At 33.4% G+C, this 23121-nt stretch carries 17 protein-coding genes and 1 tRNA gene; 11 read left to right on the top strand and 7 right to left on the bottom strand.

The genetic code is table 11. The features are described from left to right. Positions 1-49 precede the first annotated feature (49 nt). The 8 genes from LBP67_03990 to LBP67_03955 all read left to right on the top strand — a co-directional run bounded on the left by LBP67_03990 (position 50) and on the right by LBP67_03955 (position 8577). A complete protein-coding gene (locus LBP67_03990) occupies positions 50-115 on the top strand; it encodes a hypothetical protein (GenBank protein ID MDR2084137.1) in 66 nt (21 codons plus the stop codon). 170 nt (positions 116-285) lie between these two features. Continuing rightward, positions 286-1545, top strand: a complete 1260-nt coding sequence (locus LBP67_03985; GenBank protein ID MDR2084136.1) for an aminotransferase class I/II-fold pyridoxal phosphate-dependent enzyme — start codon at positions 286-288, stop codon at positions 1543-1545. Between the two features lie 17 nt (positions 1546-1562). Then, positions 1563-4496 carry an insulinase family protein gene (locus tag LBP67_03980; protein ID MDR2084135.1) on the top strand — a complete coding sequence of 978 codons (2934 nt, stop codon included), beginning with the start codon at positions 1563-1565 and terminating at the stop codon, positions 4494-4496. Between the two features lie 81 nt (positions 4497-4577). Beyond that, a complete protein-coding gene (locus tag LBP67_03975) occupies positions 4578-5078 on the top strand; it encodes a dihydrofolate reductase (GenBank protein MDR2084134.1) in 501 nt (166 codons plus the stop codon). Positions 5079-5270: 192 nt separating this feature from the next. Next, positions 5271-6569 carry a 30S ribosomal protein S12 methylthiotransferase RimO gene (gene rimO / locus LBP67_03970; GenBank protein MDR2084133.1) on the top strand — a complete coding sequence of 433 codons (1299 nt, stop codon included), beginning with the start codon at positions 5271-5273 and terminating at the stop codon, positions 6567-6569. Positions 6570-6581: 12 nt separating this feature from the next. Beyond that, complete coding sequence (locus tag LBP67_03965) at positions 6582-7133, top strand: acetyltransferase (GenBank protein MDR2084132.1); 552 nt, start codon at positions 6582-6584, stop codon at positions 7131-7133. Between the two features lie 11 nt (positions 7134-7144). After that, the gene (locus LBP67_03960; protein ID MDR2084131.1) at positions 7145-7546 is read left to right on the top strand and encodes a VanZ family protein; all 402 of its coding nucleotides are present in this window, start codon (positions 7145-7147) and stop codon (positions 7544-7546) included. A 56-nt stretch (positions 7547-7602) separates the two neighbouring features. Next, positions 7603-8577: a Gfo/Idh/MocA family oxidoreductase gene (locus LBP67_03955; GenBank protein MDR2084130.1), complete on the top strand. Its 975-nt coding sequence runs from the start codon at positions 7603-7605 to the stop codon at positions 8575-8577. A gap of 210 nt (positions 8578-8787) precedes the next feature. On the opposite strand, the gene LBP67_03950 is transcribed toward LBP67_03955, so the two are convergent. The 3 genes from LBP67_03950 to LBP67_03940 all read right to left on the bottom strand — a co-directional run bounded on the left by LBP67_03950 (position 8788) and on the right by LBP67_03940 (position 11708). Further along, positions 8788-8862 (bottom strand) — tRNA-Asp (locus tag LBP67_03950). Positions 8863-9212: 350 nt separating this feature from the next. Further along, positions 9213-10904 carry a glutamate formimidoyltransferase gene (gene ftcD / locus LBP67_03945; GenBank protein ID MDR2084129.1) on the bottom strand — a complete coding sequence of 564 codons (1692 nt, stop codon included), beginning with the start codon at positions 10902-10904 and terminating at the stop codon, positions 9213-9215. A 132-nt stretch (positions 10905-11036) separates the two neighbouring features. Further along, complete coding sequence (locus LBP67_03940) at positions 11037-11708, bottom strand: transposase (GenBank protein MDR2084128.1); 672 nt, start codon at positions 11706-11708, stop codon at positions 11037-11039. A 148-nt stretch (positions 11709-11856) separates the two neighbouring features. Here LBP67_03940 and trmD point away from each other — a divergent pair, with 148 nt between their 5' ends. After that, positions 11857-12552 (top strand): tRNA (guanosine(37)-N1)-methyltransferase TrmD, encoded by a 696-nt coding sequence (gene trmD / locus LBP67_03935; GenBank protein ID MDR2084127.1) that lies wholly within the window; start codon positions 11857-11859, stop codon positions 12550-12552. A 282-nt stretch (positions 12553-12834) separates the two neighbouring features. Continuing rightward, positions 12835-13233 carry a hypothetical protein gene (locus LBP67_03930; GenBank protein ID MDR2084126.1) on the top strand — a complete coding sequence of 133 codons (399 nt, stop codon included), beginning with the start codon at positions 12835-12837 and terminating at the stop codon, positions 13231-13233. A 191-nt stretch (positions 13234-13424) separates the two neighbouring features. On the opposite strand, the gene LBP67_03925 is transcribed toward LBP67_03930, so the two are convergent. Then, positions 13425-14798: an ATP-binding protein gene (locus LBP67_03925; protein ID MDR2084125.1), complete on the bottom strand. Its 1374-nt coding sequence runs from the start codon at positions 14796-14798 to the stop codon at positions 13425-13427. Positions 14799-15087: 289 nt separating this feature from the next. Between LBP67_03925 and LBP67_03920 the strand changes: the two genes are divergently transcribed. Next, positions 15088-15486 (top strand): HU family DNA-binding protein, encoded by a 399-nt coding sequence (locus LBP67_03920; GenBank protein MDR2084124.1) that lies wholly within the window; start codon positions 15088-15090, stop codon positions 15484-15486. A gap of 206 nt (positions 15487-15692) precedes the next feature. Here the strand turns inward: LBP67_03920 and LBP67_03915 are convergent, their stop codons facing one another. From LBP67_03915 to LBP67_03905, 3 genes are read right to left on the bottom strand one after another with little or no spacing between them, the layout of a single operon-like run. Then, positions 15693-17417, bottom strand: coding sequence for a DUF4157 domain-containing protein (locus tag LBP67_03915; protein MDR2084123.1), 1725 nt, complete (start codon positions 17415-17417; stop codon positions 15693-15695). Between the two features lie 58 nt (positions 17418-17475). Then, entirely contained in the window at positions 17476-20850 is a 3375-nt protein-coding gene (locus tag LBP67_03910; protein MDR2084122.1) for a hypothetical protein, read from the bottom strand. 47 nt (positions 20851-20897) lie between these two features. Beyond that, on the bottom strand, positions 20898-23120 hold the full coding sequence (locus LBP67_03905; protein ID MDR2084121.1) for a class I adenylate cyclase: 2223 nt from the start codon (positions 23118-23120) through the stop codon (positions 20898-20900). Between the last annotated feature and the right edge of the window lies 1 nt (position 23121).

Here is a 23121-nt window from a genome sequence, read left to right as displayed (position 1 = left end):
CGAACGGGTCTATCGGTATAAGTATAATGTATCTGGTTTATCGCGGGGTATTTATATTTTGGTTATCCGGAATAATGAAAAGAAGTTCATTAGGAAGTTTGTTGTTAGTGAGTAAGTGAAGCATTGATTGTATATTATTATCTAAAACAGCTTTTTATCTTATTTATAAATACGAAGTAATACATTCGTTTTAATAATAAATTTTATTTCAAAAAATCTTAATTTTTAACCCATAATTCTTAATTTAAAAAAGCTATCTTTGCAGATTGTAAAAAATAATTATATATGGATTTATTTGACAAATTTTCAAAAGATGCTGGTCCGTTAGGACAATATCAAAAAATGGCAGAAGGCTATTTTATTTTTCCTCAATTAGAGGGTGAACTTGGTCCCCGTATGATGTTTAACGGTAAGGAACGCCTGGTATGGAGTATTAATAATTATTTAGGTTTAGCTAATCATCCGGAAGTTAGAAAAGCGGATGCCGAAGCGTGTGAGAAATATGGAATGGCTTATCCGATGGGTGCCAGAGCAATGTCTGGACAAACAAAATATCATATTCAACTCGAAAATGAACTTGCTGCATTTGAGCAAAAAGAAGCGGCATACCTTTTGAATTTCGGTTACCAGGGAATGACTTCAATTATTGATTGCCTGTGTGATAAACGTGGTCGTGATGTTATTGTTTACGATGCGGAAGCACATGCTTGTATTATTGACGGAATGCGTATGACAAATTCTAAACGTTTTAGTTATGCGCATAATGACATGGAAAGCTTAGAAAAACGTTTGATTAATGCAACTCGTTTAGCTGATGAACAAGGCGGCGGTGTTCTTGTTATAACCGAAGGTGTTTTCGGAATGTCGGGTGCCGTCGGTAATTTAAAAGGCGTTGCCGAATTAAAGAAAAAATATAATTTCAGACTTTTGGTTGATGATGCGCATGGTTTAGGTACTATGGGCGCAACAGGTGCAGGTACAGGAGAACATTATGGCGTTCAAGATCAAATAGATGTTTATTTCGGTACTTTTGCAAAATCTTTTGCCGGAATCGGCGCTTTTGTTGCTGCAGATAAATATATCATCGATTTTCTAAAATACAATATGAGGTCACAAATATACGCCAAATCTTTGCCTATGCCTATGACTATAGGAGCACTGAAACGACTTGAAATGGTTCGTAATATGCCGGAATTAAAGGAAAACTTATGGAAGATTGTTAACGCATTACAATCGGGATTAAGAGAAAGAGGATTTAATCTTGGAAGAACTCAATCATGCGTTACCCCAGTTTTTCTTAACGGAAGTGTTTCAGAGGCAACTAATTTAGCTCTGGAATTAAGAGAACATTACAATATTTTCTGTTCAATTGTTGTTTATCCTGTTATTCCGAAAGGCGAAATTATCTTTCGATTAATCCCAACAGCAGCTCATACTTTAGAAGATGTTGAGTACACTTTAAATGCTTTTGGAAAAGTAAAAGCTAAGTTAGATTCCGGTGTTTATGAAACTGGCAATATTCCAAAATTCCCCGAATTAATATAAATTTTAAAATTAATTATATGAAACTTACTAGAATTTTTTCATTCGTTTTATTAGTAGTTATTCTTGTTTCTTGCGGAAAAAAATCCGCTTATGAAGTTAAAACTGCTGTCGATTCTAACGGTTATACTTACGAGTATGTTACCAATGATCCTACTCAATCGAGAATTTATAAACTTGACAACGGACTTACAGTCTTTTTGTCGAGAAATGAAGTTGAACCTCGTGTTTCTACATTAATCGGTGTTAAAGCCGGCTCAACCTCAGAAGATTTGAATTCAACCGGTTTGGCTCACTATTTTGAGCACATGATGTTTAAAGGAACTAATCGTCTCGGAACAACAAATTGGGAAGAAGAAAGTGCTTTGTTAGATAGAATATCCGAACTTTTTGAAATTCGTAGAAATTCTACTGATCCGAATGAACAGGCAATGTTATACAAACAAATTGATAGCCTTTCCGTTTTAGCTGCAGGATATGCAATTCCAAGCGAATATGATAAAATGGTTACTAGTTTGGGCGCTTCTAATACTAATGCCGGAACTTCTTATGAAATGACTGTCTATATCAATGAAATTCCTACTAATGAACTTGAAAAATGGATGATGGTTGAAGTTGATCGTTTCCAAAATATTGTTCTAAGGTTGTTTCATACCGAACTCGAAACTGTCTATGAAGAATTTAATATGTATCAGGATATGGACAATTCACGTATGAATACAATAATGATGGAAGCTTTGTTTCCAAATCATCCTTACGGCAGAGACGTTATCGGTTATCCCGAACATTTGAAATTTCCGTCAATGAAAGATATTGTAACTTTTCATCAAACATTTTATGTCCCTAATAATATGGCGGTTGCGCTTTCAGGAGATATTAATCTTGACGAAACCATAAAACTTGTAAGCAAACATTTCGGTCAACTCGAAAAAAGAGAACTTCCAGAAAAACAAATTATTAAAGAAGAACCGATCACCGAACCCATTGTTATCGAAGTGTCCGGTCCAGAATCAGAATCAATATCAATAGTGTTTAGATTTGAAAATGAAGGTGATAATGATATAATCATTAGTGCTGTCAATAAAATTCTAACAAATGGAAAATGCGGATTAATTGATATAAACCTTAATCAACAGCAAAAAGTTCTTGATGCATCTTCATATGATTGGGCTCTTAAAGATTATATTGTTCATTACTTTGATGCACAGCCTCGTGACGGACAAACTTTGGATGAAGCGAAAGATCTTCTTTTCGAACAGCTTGATAAAATAAAGAAAGGTGATTTCGAAGATTGGGTGCTTGAAGCAGCAGTAAACAATGCGCGTTACTCCAAGATGTCGCAGGACGAGTATAACATGGCGAGAACATACGGATTCATCGGCCAGTTTATAATGGATAAAGATTATGTTGATGTTTTCCGAGATGATGAAAGATTTGCGCAAGTTACGAAAAAACAGATAGTTGATTTCGTTAATAAAAATTATAAAAATAATTATATTGTTGGATATAAAAGAACAGGTGAACCAACCGGCATTGTTCGTGTTGAAAAACCGGAAATTTCAACAATACCTATAAACAGAGATGCTCAATCGGAATTTTTTAAAGAAATTTCAGCAATTGAAGTTAATGATATAAAACCGGTATTTATTGATTATAATACTGCAATTGACGGCGAAAAATTACAAGACGGATTAGATTTCTATTATACAAAAAATACTACTAATAGAATTTTCCAGCTTTATTATATTTTCGAAGCCGGTAAATTTAATGATCTTAAAATTCCTATAGCAATTGATTATTTGCAATATTTAGGAACTGATAAATATACTGCAGAACAATTGCAACAAGAATTGTATAAACTCGCTTTGAGATTTTCCGTTGTTCCCGGAAATGATATGAGTTACGTTTATATTTCCGGTATGGAAGATAAGTTTAATGAAGCAATTGAATTGTTGGAACATATTTTAAAACATGCAAAGGTTGATCAGGAAGCTTATAATAATTATGTTGACGGTTTGATTAAGAGACGTGAAAACGATAAATTGGATCCTAGTAATATTTTATGGCGCGCAATGCGTAGTTATGGTATGTATGGTCCGAATAATCCGTCAACTTATTTAATTTCTGAAGCCGAATTAAGAAATATTGATCCTAATGAACTCGTTGATATAATCAAGGATCTTACAAATTATGAACATTTAGTATTTTATTACGGACCTAAAAATCAACCGGAAGTACAGAAGAATATAAAAACCAAACATACTGTAAATAATCAATTAAAGAAATTTCCTGCCGAAAAAAGATTTGATAAACTCGATATCAATAAAGATGAAATCTTTTTTGTAAACTATAAAATGGTTCAATCGAATTTACTGATGGTTAGCAGAGCCGATAAATTTAATGTTGCCGATTTTCCTTATATGACATTATTCGGCGAATACTATGGCGGCGGATTATCTTCAATTGTTTTCCAGGAAATCAGAGAAGCCCGTTCACTTGCTTATTCTTCTATGGCATCAATAAACTCACCGAATAAAAAAGACGATTTTAATTCAATATATTGTTTTGTCGGTACACAATCGGATAAATTAAAAACCGCTGCGGATGCTATGACGGATCTTATGAATAAGATGCCATTATCTGAAACTCAGTATGAATTATCCAAAGATGCTATTGTTAAAAGGATTAATACGGAGAGAATAGTAAAATCCAATATTTTCTTCAATTGGTTAAGCCTTAAAAGATTAGGAATCGATTATGATTACCGTAAAGATACTTATGAAAAAGTAAAAAATATGCCGATAAGCGAATTTGAAAAATTCTTCAATAGTTATGTTGCCGGCAAATCATACAAATATATGATTATTGGTGATAAATCTACAATTAATTTTGGAGAATTGAAAAAATATGGCACGGTACAAGAACTTCAATTAGAAGAAATTTTCGGTTATTAAAAAATAATATATGTTTTTACCAAGATGTTTGGAAGTTTATAGCTTCCGAACATCTTGTTTTTTTAAATAAACTTAGAAAGTATGCATAATATATCAATAGTTGTTGCCATTGCAAAAGATAATTACGCCATTGGTTATAAGAATCAGCTTTTATGGTCTCTGCCGGATGATATGAAAAGATTTAAACATCTTACTACAGGACATACTGTTGTTATGGGAAGAAATACTTTTCTTTCACTTCCGAAAGGTGCTTTGCCGAATAGAAGGAATATCGTGATAACAGATAATCATGATGAAAAGTTTGAAGCTTGTGAAATGGCTTATTCCATTGATGATGTCTTGAAGTTAACCGCTGATGATAATGAAGTATTTATCATGGGAGGCGCTTCGATTTATCGCCAATTTCTTCCTTTAGCTAATAAATTATATTTAACTTTTGTAGAAGATTCTCCTGAAGCCGATACTTATTTTCCCAAAATTGATTTTGAACAATGGAAAGTCGTTGCAAAATCTTACCATCCGGTTGATGGTAAGCATAAAGTTGCATTTGAATTTGTAGATCTGGAATTAGATGAAAATTAAAAAGGTTTTTTGACAATTTTAAATTTACTATAGACTTAGAAAGTAGATATAAAAGAATTGAAAGAAAAAGATTAACAAAGATAAAGAGGTTTAAGCTTAGAAAAAACGATTTTGCTAAACTTAGAAAGTGATAATTGGTTTTAAGATATTAAACTTAGAAAGTGAAATAAATTTTAAATTGGATTTGAAATCATGAAAGTATCAGTAATAACATTGGGTTGTTCTAAAAATGTAGTTGATTCTGAAAAACTTGCCGGAATACTTGATAACTATGGCTTACAAGTTACTTTTGAATCAATAGATAAAGCCGATATAGCTATTATTAATACTTGCGGATTTATTCTTGATGCGAAGGAGGAATCTGTAGATACAATTTTAGATTGTGTCCGAATTAAAAATGACAAACGTTATAAACTTAGTAAATTATATGTTTTCGGTTGTTTGGTTGAACGTAATAAAAAAGAGTTACAAGAAGCCATTCCTGAAGTTGATGGTTGGTTCGGAGTAAATAACATAGAAACACTTTCTAAGTCTATAGTAAATGAAAGTAAAAACTTTGCTGATGACAAAGTTTTAAGATTGGTTTTAACCCCGAATCATTATGCTTATCTTAAAATTGCTGAAGGCTGTAATAAAAAATGTGCCTTTTGTGCTATTCCGCTTATCAGAGGTAAACATATTTCAAGAACCAAAGAAGATATTTTATCTGAAGCTAAATTTTTGGTGGATAAAGGTGTTAAGGAATTAATACTTATTTCTCAAGACCTCACATATTATGGATTAGATTTATATAAATCTATAGAGTTACGAAATCTTGTTCAAAAGATTTCCGGATTAGGATTTTCTTGGATAAGATTGCATTATGCGCATCCCAATGAAATTAACGAGGATTTTATAAAGATTTTCAATGAGTTCCTTAATGTATGTAAATATTTAGATATTCCTTTACAACATATCAGTTCTCCGATTCTTAAGAGGATGAAGAGGAATATTAATAAAGAAGAAACAATTGCTTTGGTGAAAAGAATTAAGGAAATTGTTCCCGATATTGCAATTCGAACTGCTTTTATTGTAGGTTTTCCGGGAGAAACTGAAGAAGAATTTGAAGAATTGGTTGAGTTTGTAAAAGAATCGCAATTTGATAGAGTAGGGGTTTTTACATTTTCAAGTGAAGAAGGAACTGCTGCTGCGGATATGCTCGACGATGTACCGGATGAAGTGAAGCAGTTACGAAAAGATAGGCTACTCGAAGTTCAACAAGATATTTCTTTAAAGAAGAATCAAGAAAAAATAGGTAGCATTATGAAAGTTATTATTGATTCGAAGGAAAATGATTATTATATTGGCCGTACCGAATTTGATTCTCCTGAAGTAGATAATGAGGTGATAGTTTTTTCCGAAAATAATCTGGAAATTGGTGAGTTTTACGATGTTTTAATTACCGATGCAGATTATTTTGATTTGATTGCAGAAATTCCAAATATTAATTAAGTTAATAATGATATGAAAGAAGATTTTTATGTTCACGAGTCAAGCTACATAGATGAGGATGTGAAAATTGGAAAAGATACTAAAATTTGGCACTTTTGTCATATTCAAAAAGGAGCCGAAATAGGAGATAATTGTGTTTTAGGACAAAATGTTAATATTGGAAATAATGTAAAGATCGGAAATAATGTAAAAATTCAAAATAATGTTTCTGTTTACGAAGGTGTTGAATTAGAGGAGAATGTCTTCTGCGGGCCTTCTTGTGTTTTTACCAATGTGTTAACTCCGCGTTCTTTATTTCCTGTCGATAAAAAATATGCAAAAACCCTTGTTAAAAGAGGTGCTACTATAGGTGCAAATGCAACAATTGTCTGTGGTAATACCATTGGTGAAAACGCTATGGTAGCTGCAGGAGCAGTAGTTACAAGAGATGTAAAGGCTCATGCGCTGGTAGCCGGGGTTCCGGCAAAACAAATTGCCTGGGTATGCGAATGTGGTACTATGCTTAATGACGATTACTATTGCAGTAATTGTTCGAAAATGTACAAAAGGTATAAGAAAACCTAATCTAAAAATAAGTGAAGAATTTTCTAAAAAAGAATATTTATATAATATTGTTTACTATTTATATAGTATCAATAATAACTTTACTTGTGATTCCGGTAAGCAATCTGTCAAAAATAAAAATAGCTACGCGTTTACCGATTCGTGCCGACTATATTATTCATGCTTTAATGTTTTTTCCTTGGGCTTTTTTTATGTTCGCATTTAAAAAGATAAACAAATGGATTTGGATATTTATTGGCTTATTAGTTGGCATAATAATGGAATTTGTTCAACATTTTCTTAAATATAGAACTTTTAGTTTCAATGATATAATCGCAGATGGCGTAGGGCTTATATTAGGCTTAATTACATCATTGATGATTTATTACATCGTTTATAAAATAAAAAAGAAAAAACAAACGAAAATTTCATGATTTTACTTACAAGTAATTTATTATGAAATTTCTTACATTTGCAAAAATCTGAAAGTATGAAGAAAAAATTTGCTTTGATAGGTGCTGCCGGCTATGTTGCTCCGCGACATATGAATGCAATAAAGGAAACAAATAATGAGCTTGTTGCCGCATACGATAAATCGGAAAGTGTAGGTATAATTGATTCTTACTTTCCTAAAGCATCTTTTTTTACCGAACAAGAGTTGTTTGACAGGCATTGTACTAAATATATCGGCAAAGGTGATAAAATAGATTATGTATCAATATGTACTCCGAATTATTTACATGATGCTCATATTCGTTATGGTCTTCGTTTAGGCGCAGATGTAATTTGTGAAAAACCTATTGTCTTGAATCCTTGGAATATTGATGTGTTGAAAGAAGTTGAGCAGAATACCGGTAGAAGAATTAATACAATTTTACAATTACGGCTTCATCCTTCAATTATTGCTTTACGAAATAAGGTTTTAGAAAGTAGTGAGAATAAAAAATATGATGTCGAATTAACTTATATAACTTCGCGTGGTTATTGGTATTATGCTGGTTGGAAAGGGGATGTGCATAAGAGTGGAGGCGTTGCTACAAATATTGGTATTCATTTTTATGATATGTTGGCATGGATTTTTGGTGATGTTGAGTCTAATGTTGTTCATGTAAGTACTCATGATAGAGTAGCAGGTTATCTGGAATTTAAAAAAGCGCGGGTTCGTTACTTTCTAAGTATAAATGCAGATACACTTCCTAAGTCTGCATTGGAAAATAATTTGAGGACTTATCGTGTCATTAATATTAATGGCAATGAGTTTGAGTTTAGTAAAGGTTTCGAAGATTTACATACATTGAGTTATAAAAAAATAATTGCGGGTGAAGGCTTTGGGCTTGATGATGCGCGTACTTCATTGAATATTGTTTATAATATACGTAATTCCGTCCCGGTCGGCTTAAAAGATGATTATCATCCATTGGCAAAACTGCCTATTGCTGAACATCCTTTTGGTTGGAAAGAATAATAAGAATTAAGGATTTGAACATACAGCTTTCTAAGTTTTATCATTAATTAGAAAGCATATAATTTTTGGTCTATTATATACATTTGTTTAGGTTACAGATGATGTGGGTTTTTTGTATAATTTATAACTTTTAGCTCTGTTCAAAGGGAATAAAAAAACCTACAAAATAAATTTGTAGGTTTTAGCTGTAATTTGTTAAATTTAATTCAGCGGACCGGACGGGACTCGAACCCGCGACCCCATGCGTGACAGGCATGTATTCTAACCAAACTGAACTACCGATCCGGCTACCTATCATTAAGGACGTGCAAAGATAATACTTTTTACAAAAACAGCAACTTTTTTGAAAAAATATTTCTATTTTATTTTATTTTACTGTTCATTAGTTTGTTGTGTCGGTTTATAATATGAAATTAACGACTTATAATTAAATATTAAACATAAGTATTTTTCAAATGATTTTTGTTAATGTTTATATTTTGAGAGATACTTCTAAACTTAGAAAGAATAATTAATTCCAAATTATTGAACCGGACTATGAATATTCTCAAAATATATAAATATAAACCCACAAAAAAAGGTTATCTAAAAGATAACCTCCTAATACAATTCATTGATATAATTTTACATTAAAGCTATAAAGTTTTATCTACAATTTTTATAATCTCTATTTCTTTTATCTCAGCTGTCTCATTAATAATACGTGCTTTTTCAAGAGTTTCTTCAATAAAAGCTTTATCGTCATAAGAAGCGGCATTGATTTTTACATTTAAATATGCGCCGCGCACTCCGGCTCTTGCAGCCAAAGTACCGACACCGGCATCTGAAATAGAATTAGGATTTCCTGTTTCTGCCATAGCTTTCATCACTTCCATTGAATCACAACAAAGTTCCATAACTTTCAATGGCACTTCAATAGCATACTTTGTAGCTTCTTGAATAGCCTTTGTTCGAATCATTTTCTCATTCTCATTAGACTTGGGAAGTGAAAATGCATCCATAATTTTATTAAAAGCGTTTGTGTCTTCGTCGACCATCTTAATTAATTGGTCTTGATAAAATTTCCCTTTTTCAGCCCATTTTGAAAACTCTTCCCATCTGTCGTCCCAGCCGCGTTTGTGTGCCGACAAGTTTGCAACCATAGTACCGAGAGCTACTCCTAAAGCACCCATATAAGCGGAAATTGAGCCGCCACCTGGCGCAGGAGATTCACTTGCAGTTTCCTCGGCAAAAGCTTTTAGATTCATATCAATAAGCTTTTTAGAAGCGTCTTCCTCAAGCAGATACTCAATAATTTTCTTTTTCGGATCAAATTTATAAAGTTCATCAAGTCCTAAAGATTTAATCGCTATCTTAATTATTTCATCATCCGAGATACCTATAGAGCGTTGTTGTTTTTTTAGAAAATATTTTCCGGCATCAAGCATAGCTTGAAGCGGTATCAGGCCGACTAATTCGGAACCTGTAACTCTGATGCCTCTTATATCGGCTTTTTTACTAACTTCTTCAAAAGCTTCATGCACAGAGGTAATTGTGATATCAGTTAAGTTCATTGAAATTTGAGCGATTCCATATTCTTCGATATACCAACCTATTGCTTTAACAGATTTTAAAGTGCCTGGAATATATACTTTATTGCCGTTCTCATCTTTTACAATTTTGCCTGTTAATGAATCTCCTTCACGTTTTTCTCTTCCTTTCTCTCTGACATCAAATGCGATGGCATTCGCTCTTCTTACAGATGTTGTATTTAAATTTATATTATATGCAACAAGAAAGTTTCTGGCACCTATTGCAGTTGCACCGGTCTTTGCAACCTTATCAGTAAAAGAATTCTGTCCGAAATCCGGTTTCCATGCCGGATTAGAAAGTTTCTCTTTCAATCCTTCATATTCTCCGGCTCTGCAATTCGCTAAATTTCTACGTTTTTCTTCTTGAGCTGCAAATTCATAACAATAAACCGGTATCTCAAGTTCTTCACCAACCCTTTTTGCTAATTTTCTGGCATAGTTAACTGTTTCTTCCATAGTTATATTAGAAATAGGAACGAGCGGACAAACATCTGTTGCACCGAAACGGGGATGTTCGCCATGATGCTTACTCATGTCTATTAGTTCGCCGGCGAGTTTGATTGCTTTAAAAGCCGCATCACAAACCGCTTCTGGTTCGCCTACAAAGGTAACAACCGTACGATTCGTTGCTTTCCCCGGATCAACATCTAATAATTTTACACCGTCAACAGCTTTTATAACATCAGTAATTTTGGCAATGATTGTCATATCATTACCTTCACTAAAATTAGGAACGCATTCAATTAATTGTTTCATTATAATTATTTTATTTAATTAATTATATAAGAAGTAAATATGATTTATCTACTTTTAAAATAACCAGTTGCAAAAGTAGTAATTTTTATTATAAATAAACATTCCTAAACTACATCAAACACAAAATATTTGTCACTCTATTATAACAATATCATCATCATTACTTTGTATATATTGTTCATGATTTTTTATATATAAATCTATATTAATAAATATTTTATTGAAAATCATTTTGATGTATAAATTTTTGATATTACTGTGTAGGTAATTTGAATAACTACTTGATTTACTTTTTCTATAATCTTCTATATATTTATGTTTCTGCGGATTCTTATGAATGTATATCCAAATATTCTTCAAATATTTTTCAGATGTTATTAATTTTCTTCTGAAATTTTTCCTGAAAAGACTTCCTAATCTATTGTACATTTTATTGAAAGCTTTAGCATATGACATAAAACATCTACGTAACATTTCACTAATTATAATACTGATTTCATTTCGCTTACCGATAGCTTTGTGGCGTTTTATAACTTGATATAATCCCTTTACTTTATGTACATGTTCCGCAACTTCTTTATATGGTTTTATCCTTATTAACAAGTGATAATGATCACTCATCAAACATTCAGCAAGAACATCAGCGAAAGGACTAATATATTTGTATAATTTACTTTTAAAATAATTTTTATTCTCCTTATTTTTAAAAATTACTTCCCCATTGTTACCTTGATTAAAAATATGATAAATTTGATTTTCTAACATAGGCTGGTGCAGATTAAACCAACTATTTGAATTATTCATAACAATAAATTTTAATTAAACATTTATAATATATTGCAAAGAATATTAAATTGTGCCGTTTAGTAAAGATTCATTAAACTTTCTAAGTTTAATATCCACTTTCTAAGTCTAAGGATTTTTTTATCTTTGCCCAAATTAAAATCATAATATGAGAATAGATATTCTTACCATATTTCCGGAAATGTTTAACGGACCTTTCAATCAGTCGATAATTAAAAGGGCGCAGGAAAATAATCTTGTGGAAATACATATTCATAATATCCGCGATTACACAATAAATAAGCACAAAAGAGTTGATGATTATGCATACGGACCGGGAGCCGGAATGGTCATGATGATTCAACCAATTGCCGATTTAATAGAAAAGTTAATTTCGGAACGAAAATATGATGAGATAATTTATACCACTCCGGATGGAAAGCTATTTGATCAGAAGACAGCGAATTATATCTCATTAAAAGGAAATATAATAATCTTATGCGGACATTATAAAGGGATTGATCAAAGGTTACGGGATAAATATTTCACAATGGAATTATCCATTGGGGATTATGTAATTACCGGAGGAGAATTAGCTTCTATGGTCATTGCGGATGCTATCATAAGATTAATACCCGACGTACTAAATGATGAAACAAGTGCGTTAACAGATTCATTTCAAGACGGATTACTCTCTCCTCCTATATATACGCGTCCGTCTGTTTATGACGGAATGAAAGTACCGGATATTATTCTTTCCGGTAATGATGCCGAAATAGAGAAATGGCGAATGGAAGAATCAATCAAGAAGACCAAAGAATTACGCCCCGATATTTGGGAGAAATATGAGAATTCCGAGCTATAAATTCCGAATTTCCAATACTTGGTTTGGCGAATTTTCTCCGATGGAAAACACAAAAATAAAGATTATTTGTTCCCAAGAATAGCAAATAGCCACTTATCAGAAATTTGCCGTACAGTAAAGGAGAACGATAACCCTTGACTTTAGGCTGTATATTACTATAAATTTTATAGCTTTGCTAATTATTTTATATTTTATCACAATCATACAATTTTATATGATAAATTTTAATCTGTTGCTGCGAAAATTTACTATTTATTAAAAATACAATAATGTGTTTCATATATGTCTCAAAACAAATTTGCTTTGGCTCGCTATCGATTGATAGATTCTTTGTTGAGGAAACATGATTTTGTAAAAACAAAAGATATTGTTGAACGATGTATTGATGAACTCGGATTTAATGTAACACAAAGAACAATTCAATTGGATATGTGTGCATTAAAAGAAGATCCTTTCGTCGGTTGTTACTTTCCCATAGAATACGATAATTATAAGAAAGCATATTTTTATTACGAAACCCCTCCAAGTTTTTTTCTTTCAATATGTATAACTGAAAATGAATATAATGTTTTGGATAATCTTAGAATATTTCTGAAAAATAAAATTCCTGATGATGACTACGATGTGTATTGCTCTTTTCTACCTAAAATACAAAATAATATAAGTACAAAAAATATTTAGGGACAATTTTTTCTTATTGATTTTTAAATATAGAAGTAATAAATATTCCTTCCGTCGGGAGAAATTTGTACAAGAGAAAAAAGTACGAATCCGAATTGATTACGGATTTACTGTAAAAACAGAAAATATTACGTACAACCAACAGAATAATAATCAATAGAAATAAAATTCCGATTCTCTACATTTATAACTCATCTCTCATCACTTATCACCTTTCCTTCCTTTTGCTGTTCTCTTAACAAAGCCTGCTTTAGAATTTCTTCGGTTAATACCGGCGAATTCTTCCCATGTAGTTTTATGGCGCAATTTTGTATTGCGTTTACCATACTTCCCCCTGATAATTTATAAGATGCTGCATGGCGGATAAACGATTCCGAATCTTCTGGCAACCATTCCTTTGGAAGCATATTTCGCCAAAGCTTATACCTCAAGCGTTCGTCCGGGATAGGAAAATATAGAGACGACTGAAAGCGACGGAAAAAGGCTTCATCAATATTTTCTTTCAGATTGGTTGCAAGAATCACAATTCCCGGAAAATCCTCAATACGCTGTAATAAATAAGCCACCTCCTGATTGGCATGACGGTCGTTGGAAGATTGGGTGTCGGTACGTTGGCCGAACAATGCATCCGCTTCATCGAAAAAGAGTATCCAGTTCTGATGTTCGGCTTTATCAAAAATTTTGGCTAAGTTCTTTTCGGTTTCGCCTATATATTTGGAAACAATCATCGACAAATCCACGCGATAGACATCCATATTATTTTGTTTGCCGAGTAGGGTAGCTGTAAGTGTTTTACCTGTCCCGGGCTGACCGTATAATAAACAACGATAACCTTGTTTGACAATTTTATTTAGCCCCCATTTCTCTCTAATTTCTTGTTGATGTTCTATCCAACAGATAATATCATCCAATTCTTCCCTCAGATTATAGGGCAGCACCAAATCATCCCACTCCAAAAGCGTAGTAATCTTCTTTGCCGGAAAGTTTGAGTTATATTCGGGTTCGTATTCTTGTCCATGGACTTTTGCCAGAATCTCATCCGAAACTACCAATTTCCCACTCAGAAAAGGCTCGCCTTCACCTTGACCTTCCAGACGGAGGATGTTTTTTTTATAAAACCAATGCTCTTTGCCGAATAAGTTTAAAATTGGAAGGGGAGAGTTGAAAGGCGAAAGAGAGTTTTCTTGTTGTTGCAAACTTTCACCTTTCAACTTTCCGTTTTCACTTATTTTTGCTAATACAGTTAGCAAAAATGCCGCTGTTTGACCCGTAGGCAGAAATCCGCCGTGCGATGTTCCCTTCCATCCGCCGAATTCCGTATAATGACGGTCGAGCTCTTTGTGCTGTATAAAGAATAAATCTAATGTTTCGGGACTGATATGAGGCATAAGAGCCAAAAGAATTACAATTTGCTCTTCCGGAGAAACTGTTTGTCCTTCTTCCCAAAGCATACTCAGCCGGTTGCTTTTGGGAGGTATTATCTCGGTAATTTCGTAACTGCTGCCTAAGTAATAGGCAAAGGCAGTATGAAGCAACGTATTAAAATAGGTTATGTGTTCTTGCATGTTGTTTATTTTATATCTTCTTTCTAAGTTTAGCACGGAATTATTTACTCTATATTTTTAGTGCTTTCTATATTTCTTTAAATAGATCGGTAACTTACATTAAGTCAAAAGCAAAGCTGTATATTTATATTATATCGTACAACACATTGATAATATACTGTACGATATAATATAAATATATTGTACAGTATATAAATTTATTGTAGCTTTGTGTTTTGTTTAATATAACCGGCTATTACGGTTAATTGTCATTTGTTTATTGTTTAACTCTTTATCTGTTTTATTGATTATGTCTATTTATTATCGTATGGATGACTTACAGGATAATATGAATCCTGAAGGCAAAAAGAAAACGGGTTTATATCCTCGTATAATGAACAACCGGACTGTGTTTTTGGACGAACTTGCGGAGCAGGCCGCACAGCATACGACCATTTCGAAATTTGAAGCACGCTTGGTTGCTGATATGCTTATTGAGCAAACTATTAAAGAACTGCGCAACGGCAACAGTGTTTGTTTCAATGATTTCGGAACCTTTTCGCTTACCGCCAAAAGTCGGCGGGAACAGGACGAAAGCAAGATTCGCAGCGCTTCCATTGAAGTGAGCCGCCTTACATTCCGAATGTCGCGGGCTTTCTTAAGACGACTCGGCGTTGTGGACTTTGTACGTCTGCCGAAGAAAAAGTAAGATGTCAAAGAACGTTTGGGAGAGTGAGAAATGATTTTCCGTGTATTCTCATTTAATCCGGCAGAAAGAATACCGCAGTGAAAAGCTTCTCGCCAGCCTCCGAATTTGATGTAAGTGCGGTCAATTTTTATTTAGTTTTTCAATAGTTTAAACTTTAATAAAGCCGACTTAGACATAATCTAAATAAATGATTGATTCAATGAAATTTATTGATTAAAATTGAAATAATTAATTAATTTTTGTATTTGTATGGCAAGATTGTTTACTTTAATAATCTTATGAGGGTCTAGAGTTCTAAATTCAAAGATAGGTTTATTTTCCTCATCAACTTTATTTCCATATCCTCCTAAAGATTCTAACCATGTTTTTTGTTGAGCCGTCCCAGGATAATGGTTCTTCGTTAGTAAATCTTGTCCTTGAATACCTACGTTAGTAGGAGTAATTGCATGTATCCAATCATGGATAGTCAAGTCATAACCCAAATCTTGGCCTGAAAACAGATATCCTATAGGAATAACACGGGATTCTTCATTTAAATCTGGAATATCATCTGCATCAGCTAAAAGGTGATTAATTGTTGCTAATACCAATGTTGTTATCCGTTCAGGAGTTATTAATTCTTTTACTTCATTCGGTAAAAGCATCATTAATTTAGAAAAATCAGTTCTTGCCAGAAAGTTGCCCGCAGCTCCTTTAGGATATGGAGCTACATTCATGTTTGTATATAAGGCATATGGAATTCTAGTGATTAGGGCTATAATAGCCGCTAATTGTTGTTTTAATGGAAGAGCAAGGCCATCAAAATGGTTAATTGCATTAATTTGGCCTAAAGATTCTGTTGCTATTGGATTTTCCACATAATCAGTTAATACAACTATAGTTATACTTTCTTCTAAATCATGATTATTGAGAGTTGCTACATAATTAGTTCCTAGTTGTCCAGAAATAAAATTAAAAAGTCTATTCATTGAAATACCACCTGTCATTTGTAATTGTCCAAGTGTTCCAGCTAAGTTATATTCAGCTAAAAATCGATTCCATTTCCACCCGTTCAAAGCAGGAATATCATTTGCTTTAACCCAATCTCCATTAGAAGTGTTAATTATAGAAGTAAGAACATTAGTAATATCAGGAATTACATTAGTAATTAAATTATTTCTTTCTTCTTGATTTTCTTCATTTATGGGATTAATTATAATCTCTAAATCTGCTTGATCTTGATATTCGTCCGTAGTAATACTATATCCATTTCGATTACTAATTACTATCCCTTTTGGAGGATTATACCATCCTGTAAAGAGGTTCCAACGTTGTATTTTAATACTTCCGATTTCGTATTCAAAACCCAATTTTCTTTGTAATATAGAAGATGTTGATTTATTAAAAAAAATTAAATGAGCTGGGCTTTGTAAAGAATTTGATAACTGATATTTTCCACCCATCACATCCGCTTCCTTCTCCAACCCTTCATTATCGTTAACATTCACTCCCTGCAATTGCATTGTAGGTTGTACCCGTCCTTGCATTTGTTGTACCACATGCCAGGCTTCGTGAGGAAGGTGTTTCTCCTGTCCGGGAGCAACATGAATATCGGTGCCTTGTGTATAGGCTAAGGCTTGAAGTTGTGCGGGTTTAGGGGAATTGTAATGCACCTTTACATCATCCATACTGTAACCGGAAAGATTTTCTATTCCTGTTTTCAGCTTATCTGGCAGACCAGTTTTGTTAGGTGAAAGGGATTTTTCAGGTGAAGGGTGAGAGGTGAAAGGTGAAAGAGAGTTTTCTTGTTGTTGCAAACTTTCCCCTTTCCCCTTTCCACTTTCAATTGAATAACTTTGCAAAATCTGCTCTGTCGGAGCCTGCCTGCCGGCTCTTGTTTTACTTTGTATCACATGCGATACACTTTCCCGTTGTTTTACTTGTGTTTTCATAAAATATCAATTTTAACCACTCATCTCTCATAACTCATATCTAATATCTAATATCTAATCACCTCCACTTCACTTCCATCCGCTTTTCCATCCAGGGGAATTTAATCAATCTAAAATTCCATGGAATTGAATCTAAAAGCATATCATACGGTTTGTCTCCGACCGTGAGAATGTAAGCATCTTCTTTTTCTTCTGATTTTCCTTCACGTTGCAGAAAGGATTCCCTGAAACCTTCAATACCGGTGTTTTTCAGTTTATCCCAATGTTGCAATACGGATTTAAGCATAGAGTCTATGGTTTCCTGTTCATACAGTGACAGTTCCGTATTTAGGGGAACCGTTTCCGAAATTTTCAATCCCATAAGAATTTTATTAAGCATTAACTCATGTTCCGGAAAATTTGTTTTTCCGAATACAGCGTATTGAAGCAGATAAATAGCTTTTATTTGTGCTTCCTTGTTTTTGAATTTGTTTTCTTCGGTAAATTCCAACATTGTGAATAACCGCTGAATAAACGGAGACAATAATACCATTCCGGCATTGTTTACAAAAACAGAGTCTGTTTGGTCGTTCATCATTTTTTCCATCTCCTTAAGTTTTAATTCTTCTTTAATAAGAATTTGATTCTCTTGATTATTCTTATTTTTCATTTCGGAATTATCCGTAAAACCATTTTGTCGTTTTATAACTTGCATCAGCAATTTATTGTTCCTACTTAATTCTATCAATTTATTCCAAAGCAACTGTTTATGTTTATAAGGTAATTGCAAAGAAACATTTCTTAATATTCTTTCCAATATATCAACCCGACTCAATGCGGCGTACGACCCGGATAAACCTAAAATAATCTGTAATAATTTCAAATTGTCGAATGTTAATTTAAGTTCGTTGGTAATATAATCGCGTAATTGAAGGGTAATTCCGAGAATATTCCGGATATATTCAATGTATTTTGTTTGTTGCTCTAACTTTTCTAGCAATACTTCTTCTTTTTTACCGTAAACTTTCAGTTGTTCTTTCAGATTAATTGTAAATTCAGGCTCAACTTGTTGAAAAGAAACATCCTTTCTGGTGTTTTCCTGAGCTAATTCTGTAATAATTCGGATTATTTCCTGTGTTTCTTTTGCCTGATTCCGTTTGAAATTTTCCATACAATACTTTAAAATTTCCTGTAATGACAATCCGTAATGGGCGGCAATTTCCTGCAATGAATATCGGATAAAGTGCCGTTTGTTAAATTGTATCTTTCGAGAACCGATAAATACGTTGAAAATAATACGCCATTTTATGATAGAAAAGTTATTAGCAAAGGTTTTATTTCCGGTAAAACAATCATCCATTGTTTGCAGGTAGGATTTTATGAAAGGCGATTCCTGAGAGGCAAATTTTTGTATTAATTGTTGTTTATCCTCTTCAGTTGTAGATTCTATGATAAGTTTAATCCATTGTTGTTTTTCTTTACGGTATAATTCCTCTATGACTTTCTTTGTATTGTAAGATAAATTATAAACTGTTTTCTCATCTAAAAATGCGAGCAATAATTCAAAACGACTAATTTCATAAAGTGCTTCCGCTTCCTCTAAAATGGAATATACAATTTTGTTGAAATTGAAATAATTACTTTCCGGTTGTGATAACAGTATATTCCATTTTTGCTTGTTGAACCCGGAACCGCTTTTGTTTAGAAGGTTTTTATCCCTGAAAATGCTATCCAGATTTTTCAGAAATGTCAGAACTTCCTTCGAAACCTTCGGATAAAATAAGATAAAAAGTTTCGTCAGTTCCGTTTCGCCGAATTGTGAAATGATTTTTCTGCAAAGATTATTATCCGACAATTGAATACGAATTAGTTTTATTTGTTCCGATGTAAGTTTTATGTTTTTGTTTACAGCCTTACGGATTAATTCAAATAAATCAAAGTATTGTCCTGTGCCTTTATTCGATTGTTTTTCTTGTAATTCATCAAAAAGCCGACTAATAATATTTTTCAGTTCCTTATCTAATTTCTCGATTTCCGATTCTTTATTGAAAAAACCAAGTAATAATAGAATATCTACGTTATACCTTGCCGCAACTTTTGAAAATATCTGTTGTACAAAATATTTCCTGTTAAAAGACGAACCTTTATTTTCCAATAGCAATGGAAAAATAATCTGCCATTTCAATAATCGGAATTCGCCTCCGGCTTTTCCCTGAAGTTTTTGAGTTGAGAATTGAGAATTGAAAGTTGAATGTGATTTTTTGTCCGTTATGGAGTCAAGTGATTTTGCCGTAGCTATCACAAAATCGCTCTTATCCGGCACTACTACCGGAACTAAAGCGATGATTTCATTTTCGCTGAGTTGTTGCAGAAACGCCCTACAACTTCCTGCTTTTGAAAGAATTGAAAATAAGGCTTCGCGGCTGTTTTGAGGAATGTTTTTACGGATGTCTTTTTGTAATGAATGGTAAATTGTTTTGTAAAACTTTGCCGCATTAATCGAGGATTCCTGATATTGTTTTTCGGTAAATTCTTTTTGCAGTTGACTCAATATCTGAAAAAGCTCGTGAGGAATAGTCAGTTTTTTTGCGAATTGTTCCAATTCCGAAGTCATTAATTGCAATAAAGTGTTATAATTAAGGTTATATTTTCCTGCCAATTGCAGTAGCATTTGCGTAACAAAACTTTTCTTGTCGAAATAAGAACTTCTATTGGTAAGCAAATAAGAATAAACCACAAACCAAACCGTATTACGAAAATCGCCTTGTGTAATTCCGGCTTGCTCGGTTTCTTTATGTTTCACCTGCAGAAACTTTAAATAGCTGATAATAAATTCCCCGGAACCCGGTTCCAGCAAATGCACTCCCTTTTCCAACTGCGGATCTTTCAACTGAAAAACAAGTCGTTCCTGCAAGGAAGTATAATGTCCGTAGGTTTGCAGAAACTTTTTCAACTCTTTTGAACTTTCTCGTAATACCTTTAAAAATAAGCGGTTTATATCTTTATGCTCATCGGTAGCATTCCAGGGTAGAGTTCCGCGGAGGAGGAAATGTTTTAGAATTGAAAGATGAAAGGTGAAAAGCGAAAGGTCTTTTTTAGGTGAAAGGTGAGAATTGAAAGGTGAAAGGTTTCCTTCATCATCTTTCACCTTTCCACTTTCACCTTTCCACTGAATCAATGCTTCTTTTAGTTTTTCTTTAAAACGAATAGGAAACTGTTCATCGAACTCTTCTTCCAAAATACTTCCTAAGTCCAACTCTAATCTTTCAATTAAAAGGCTTTCTTTAGGTGAAAGGTGAGAGTTGAGAGGTGAAAGTTTTTCTTCATCATCTTTCACCTTTCCACTTTCACCTTTCCCCTGAAGAAGTACTTCATCAATTATTCGTTCAACGTTATTGGCAAAAAAACTATCCCAACGTCCATAGAGATTGCGTGCAAAATCTTCGTTTTGCATATGGAAGAGGAGTTGGATGGAGGTGATGGTGTTCATTTATAATAGGACTAAATAGCTTTTTCTTTCATTTTATTTATCAAATTATCTAATGTTTTTCCTTGATAAATATCTTTAAAATTATGTTTTACTATACCCTCTGAATACCAGTATTTATAAAATGGGATCTGTCCAGACATAAAATCTTTAGATATTTCTGCTTTCTCCTTCTCCCATGCTTCTTCATTAATGAGAGAATTACCTCCATCGGTTTGACGCTTTAATCCCTTCAACAAATTATCTTTATATCCGCTAAAAAAGAGTTGTTTATTTTTATCTGTAACTCTAAAATAGGCATTTCGATATCCTTGCTGTGTGGTTGTATTAATAGGAACGACTCGACCATGCTTATTTTTAAATGCTTGTCGAATATCTTTCAATATATTTGGTGTTATACTGATAATTTTGATTGACCCTAAATCTTTGGGGAAGCCTTTTTGTTGTTGCGTACTCTTTTCATTAAATATTAAACTTGATACTAAAGCATTATCCGCATCTATAAGATACGGCATACCATCTCTCCATAAAATATTCTCGTAATGCAAATCACTTATCCCAGCAATGCATGCAAATACAATGGACTTTATGATAGATAACAAGTCTAAATTGTCAGTTATTTCCGTTTTTTCAGGAGCTCCTAAACTGTCCTTAATTTGGTTGCCAGAAATTTTTTCTACGATTGTTCCATATTCTTTAGTCGATAGCATATTGATTGTTTGTATTTTGCCATCTTCTACTAAATCTCCATTAATTTCCCATTGATATTCATTAAACTTATTTGCTAAGCTATCTTGTCTAGAAGACAATAGACTCTCTTCTATTTCGCGATTCTCAGGTTTAATAACAACTTCTTTTGTATATTTCCAAAAAAAATAACCATATTTATATGTTACAAAAACCGCACCAAGCCCCTTATCATGCAAATCACTACCTGTTAAAACAATTTTATCAACACTCGCTTCATGTTTCGATAAATTGTTTATGAAAGAAACCTGGTTTTTACTTATTTGATTTCTCCAATAACCTATCGATTCATATAATTGTTCTGCTCCAGTCTTTATCCTTTCAAGAGTTTTTGTCAGGTATGTATTATAACCATCTATGTTTTCATAATCACTTGATTCTATATATTGTTTCTGTTTTTCGGTTCTTTCTTCAGCACCAGGAAATAGAATAGGGAGTAATTTATTGATATTTTCTTCTTTATTTATTAGGTCAAAATAATCCCCATGTAATTGTGTTATTAAATCTTGTCTTATAGATTGGTATGTTTTATCTGTTTCTTCAGGATTTATGGTAAAAAATTGAGTAACTGCTGAATTATTATTATGGAATGAAATATTGCTTCTTGATATTTTTACTTTTTGTAACACTACCTTTTCCCCCATTACATCCGCCTCTCTTTCCAACCCCTCATTATCATTCACATTCACTCCTTGCAGCTGCATGGTTGGTTGTACGCGGCCTTGCATTTGTTGTACCACGTGCCAGGCTTCGTGGGGGAGATGCTTTTCTTGTCCGGGTGCAACGTGTATATTGGTGCCTTGCGTGTATGCTAAAGCTTGTAGTTGGGCGGGTTTGGGAGAGTTGTAATGCACTCGCACATCATCCATGCTGTAACCGGAAAGGTTTTCTATTCCGGATTTTAGCTTGTCGGGAAGGCCGGTTTTATTAGGTGAAAGGGGAGAGGTGAAAGGTGAAAGGGGAGAGGTGAAAGGTGAAATGGATTCTTTAGGTGAAATGTGAGAGGTGAAAGGTGAAAAAAACTCTCTTTCCCCTCTCACCTTTCCGTTTTCACCTAATTTCAACAATCCATCTTCATCCGGAATAATCTCTCGCTGCACAGCACTTTCACCTTTCACCTTTCCGTTTTCACCTGATTCCAACAATTCATCTTCATCCGGAATAATCTCTCGCTGCACAGCACTTTCACCTTTCACCTTTCCGTTTTCACCTGATTCCAACAATCCATCTTCATCCGGAATAATCTCTCGCTGCACAGCACTTTCACCTTTCCCCTTTCCCCTTTCAACTGATTCAAACTTTCCTTGCAACAACTCATCCTCATTTGGAATAACTTCCCTTTGTACAACACTTTCCCCTCTCACCTTTCCACTTTCCCCTAAAGAAGAATAGCGTTGCAAAATCCGCTCTATCGGAGCTTGATTAGCAGCTTTTGTTTTGCTTTGTATTACCTGCGATACTTTCTCAGGTTGCTTTACTTTAACTTTCATA

It is taken from the genome of Bacteroidales bacterium (assembly GCA_031276035.1).
Classification (GTDB): domain Bacteria; phylum Bacteroidota; class Bacteroidia; order Bacteroidales; family BM520; genus RGIG7150.
The sequence above is the reverse complement of the archived record's forward strand: the minus strand, read 5'-3'. Positions and strand labels throughout refer to the sequence as shown.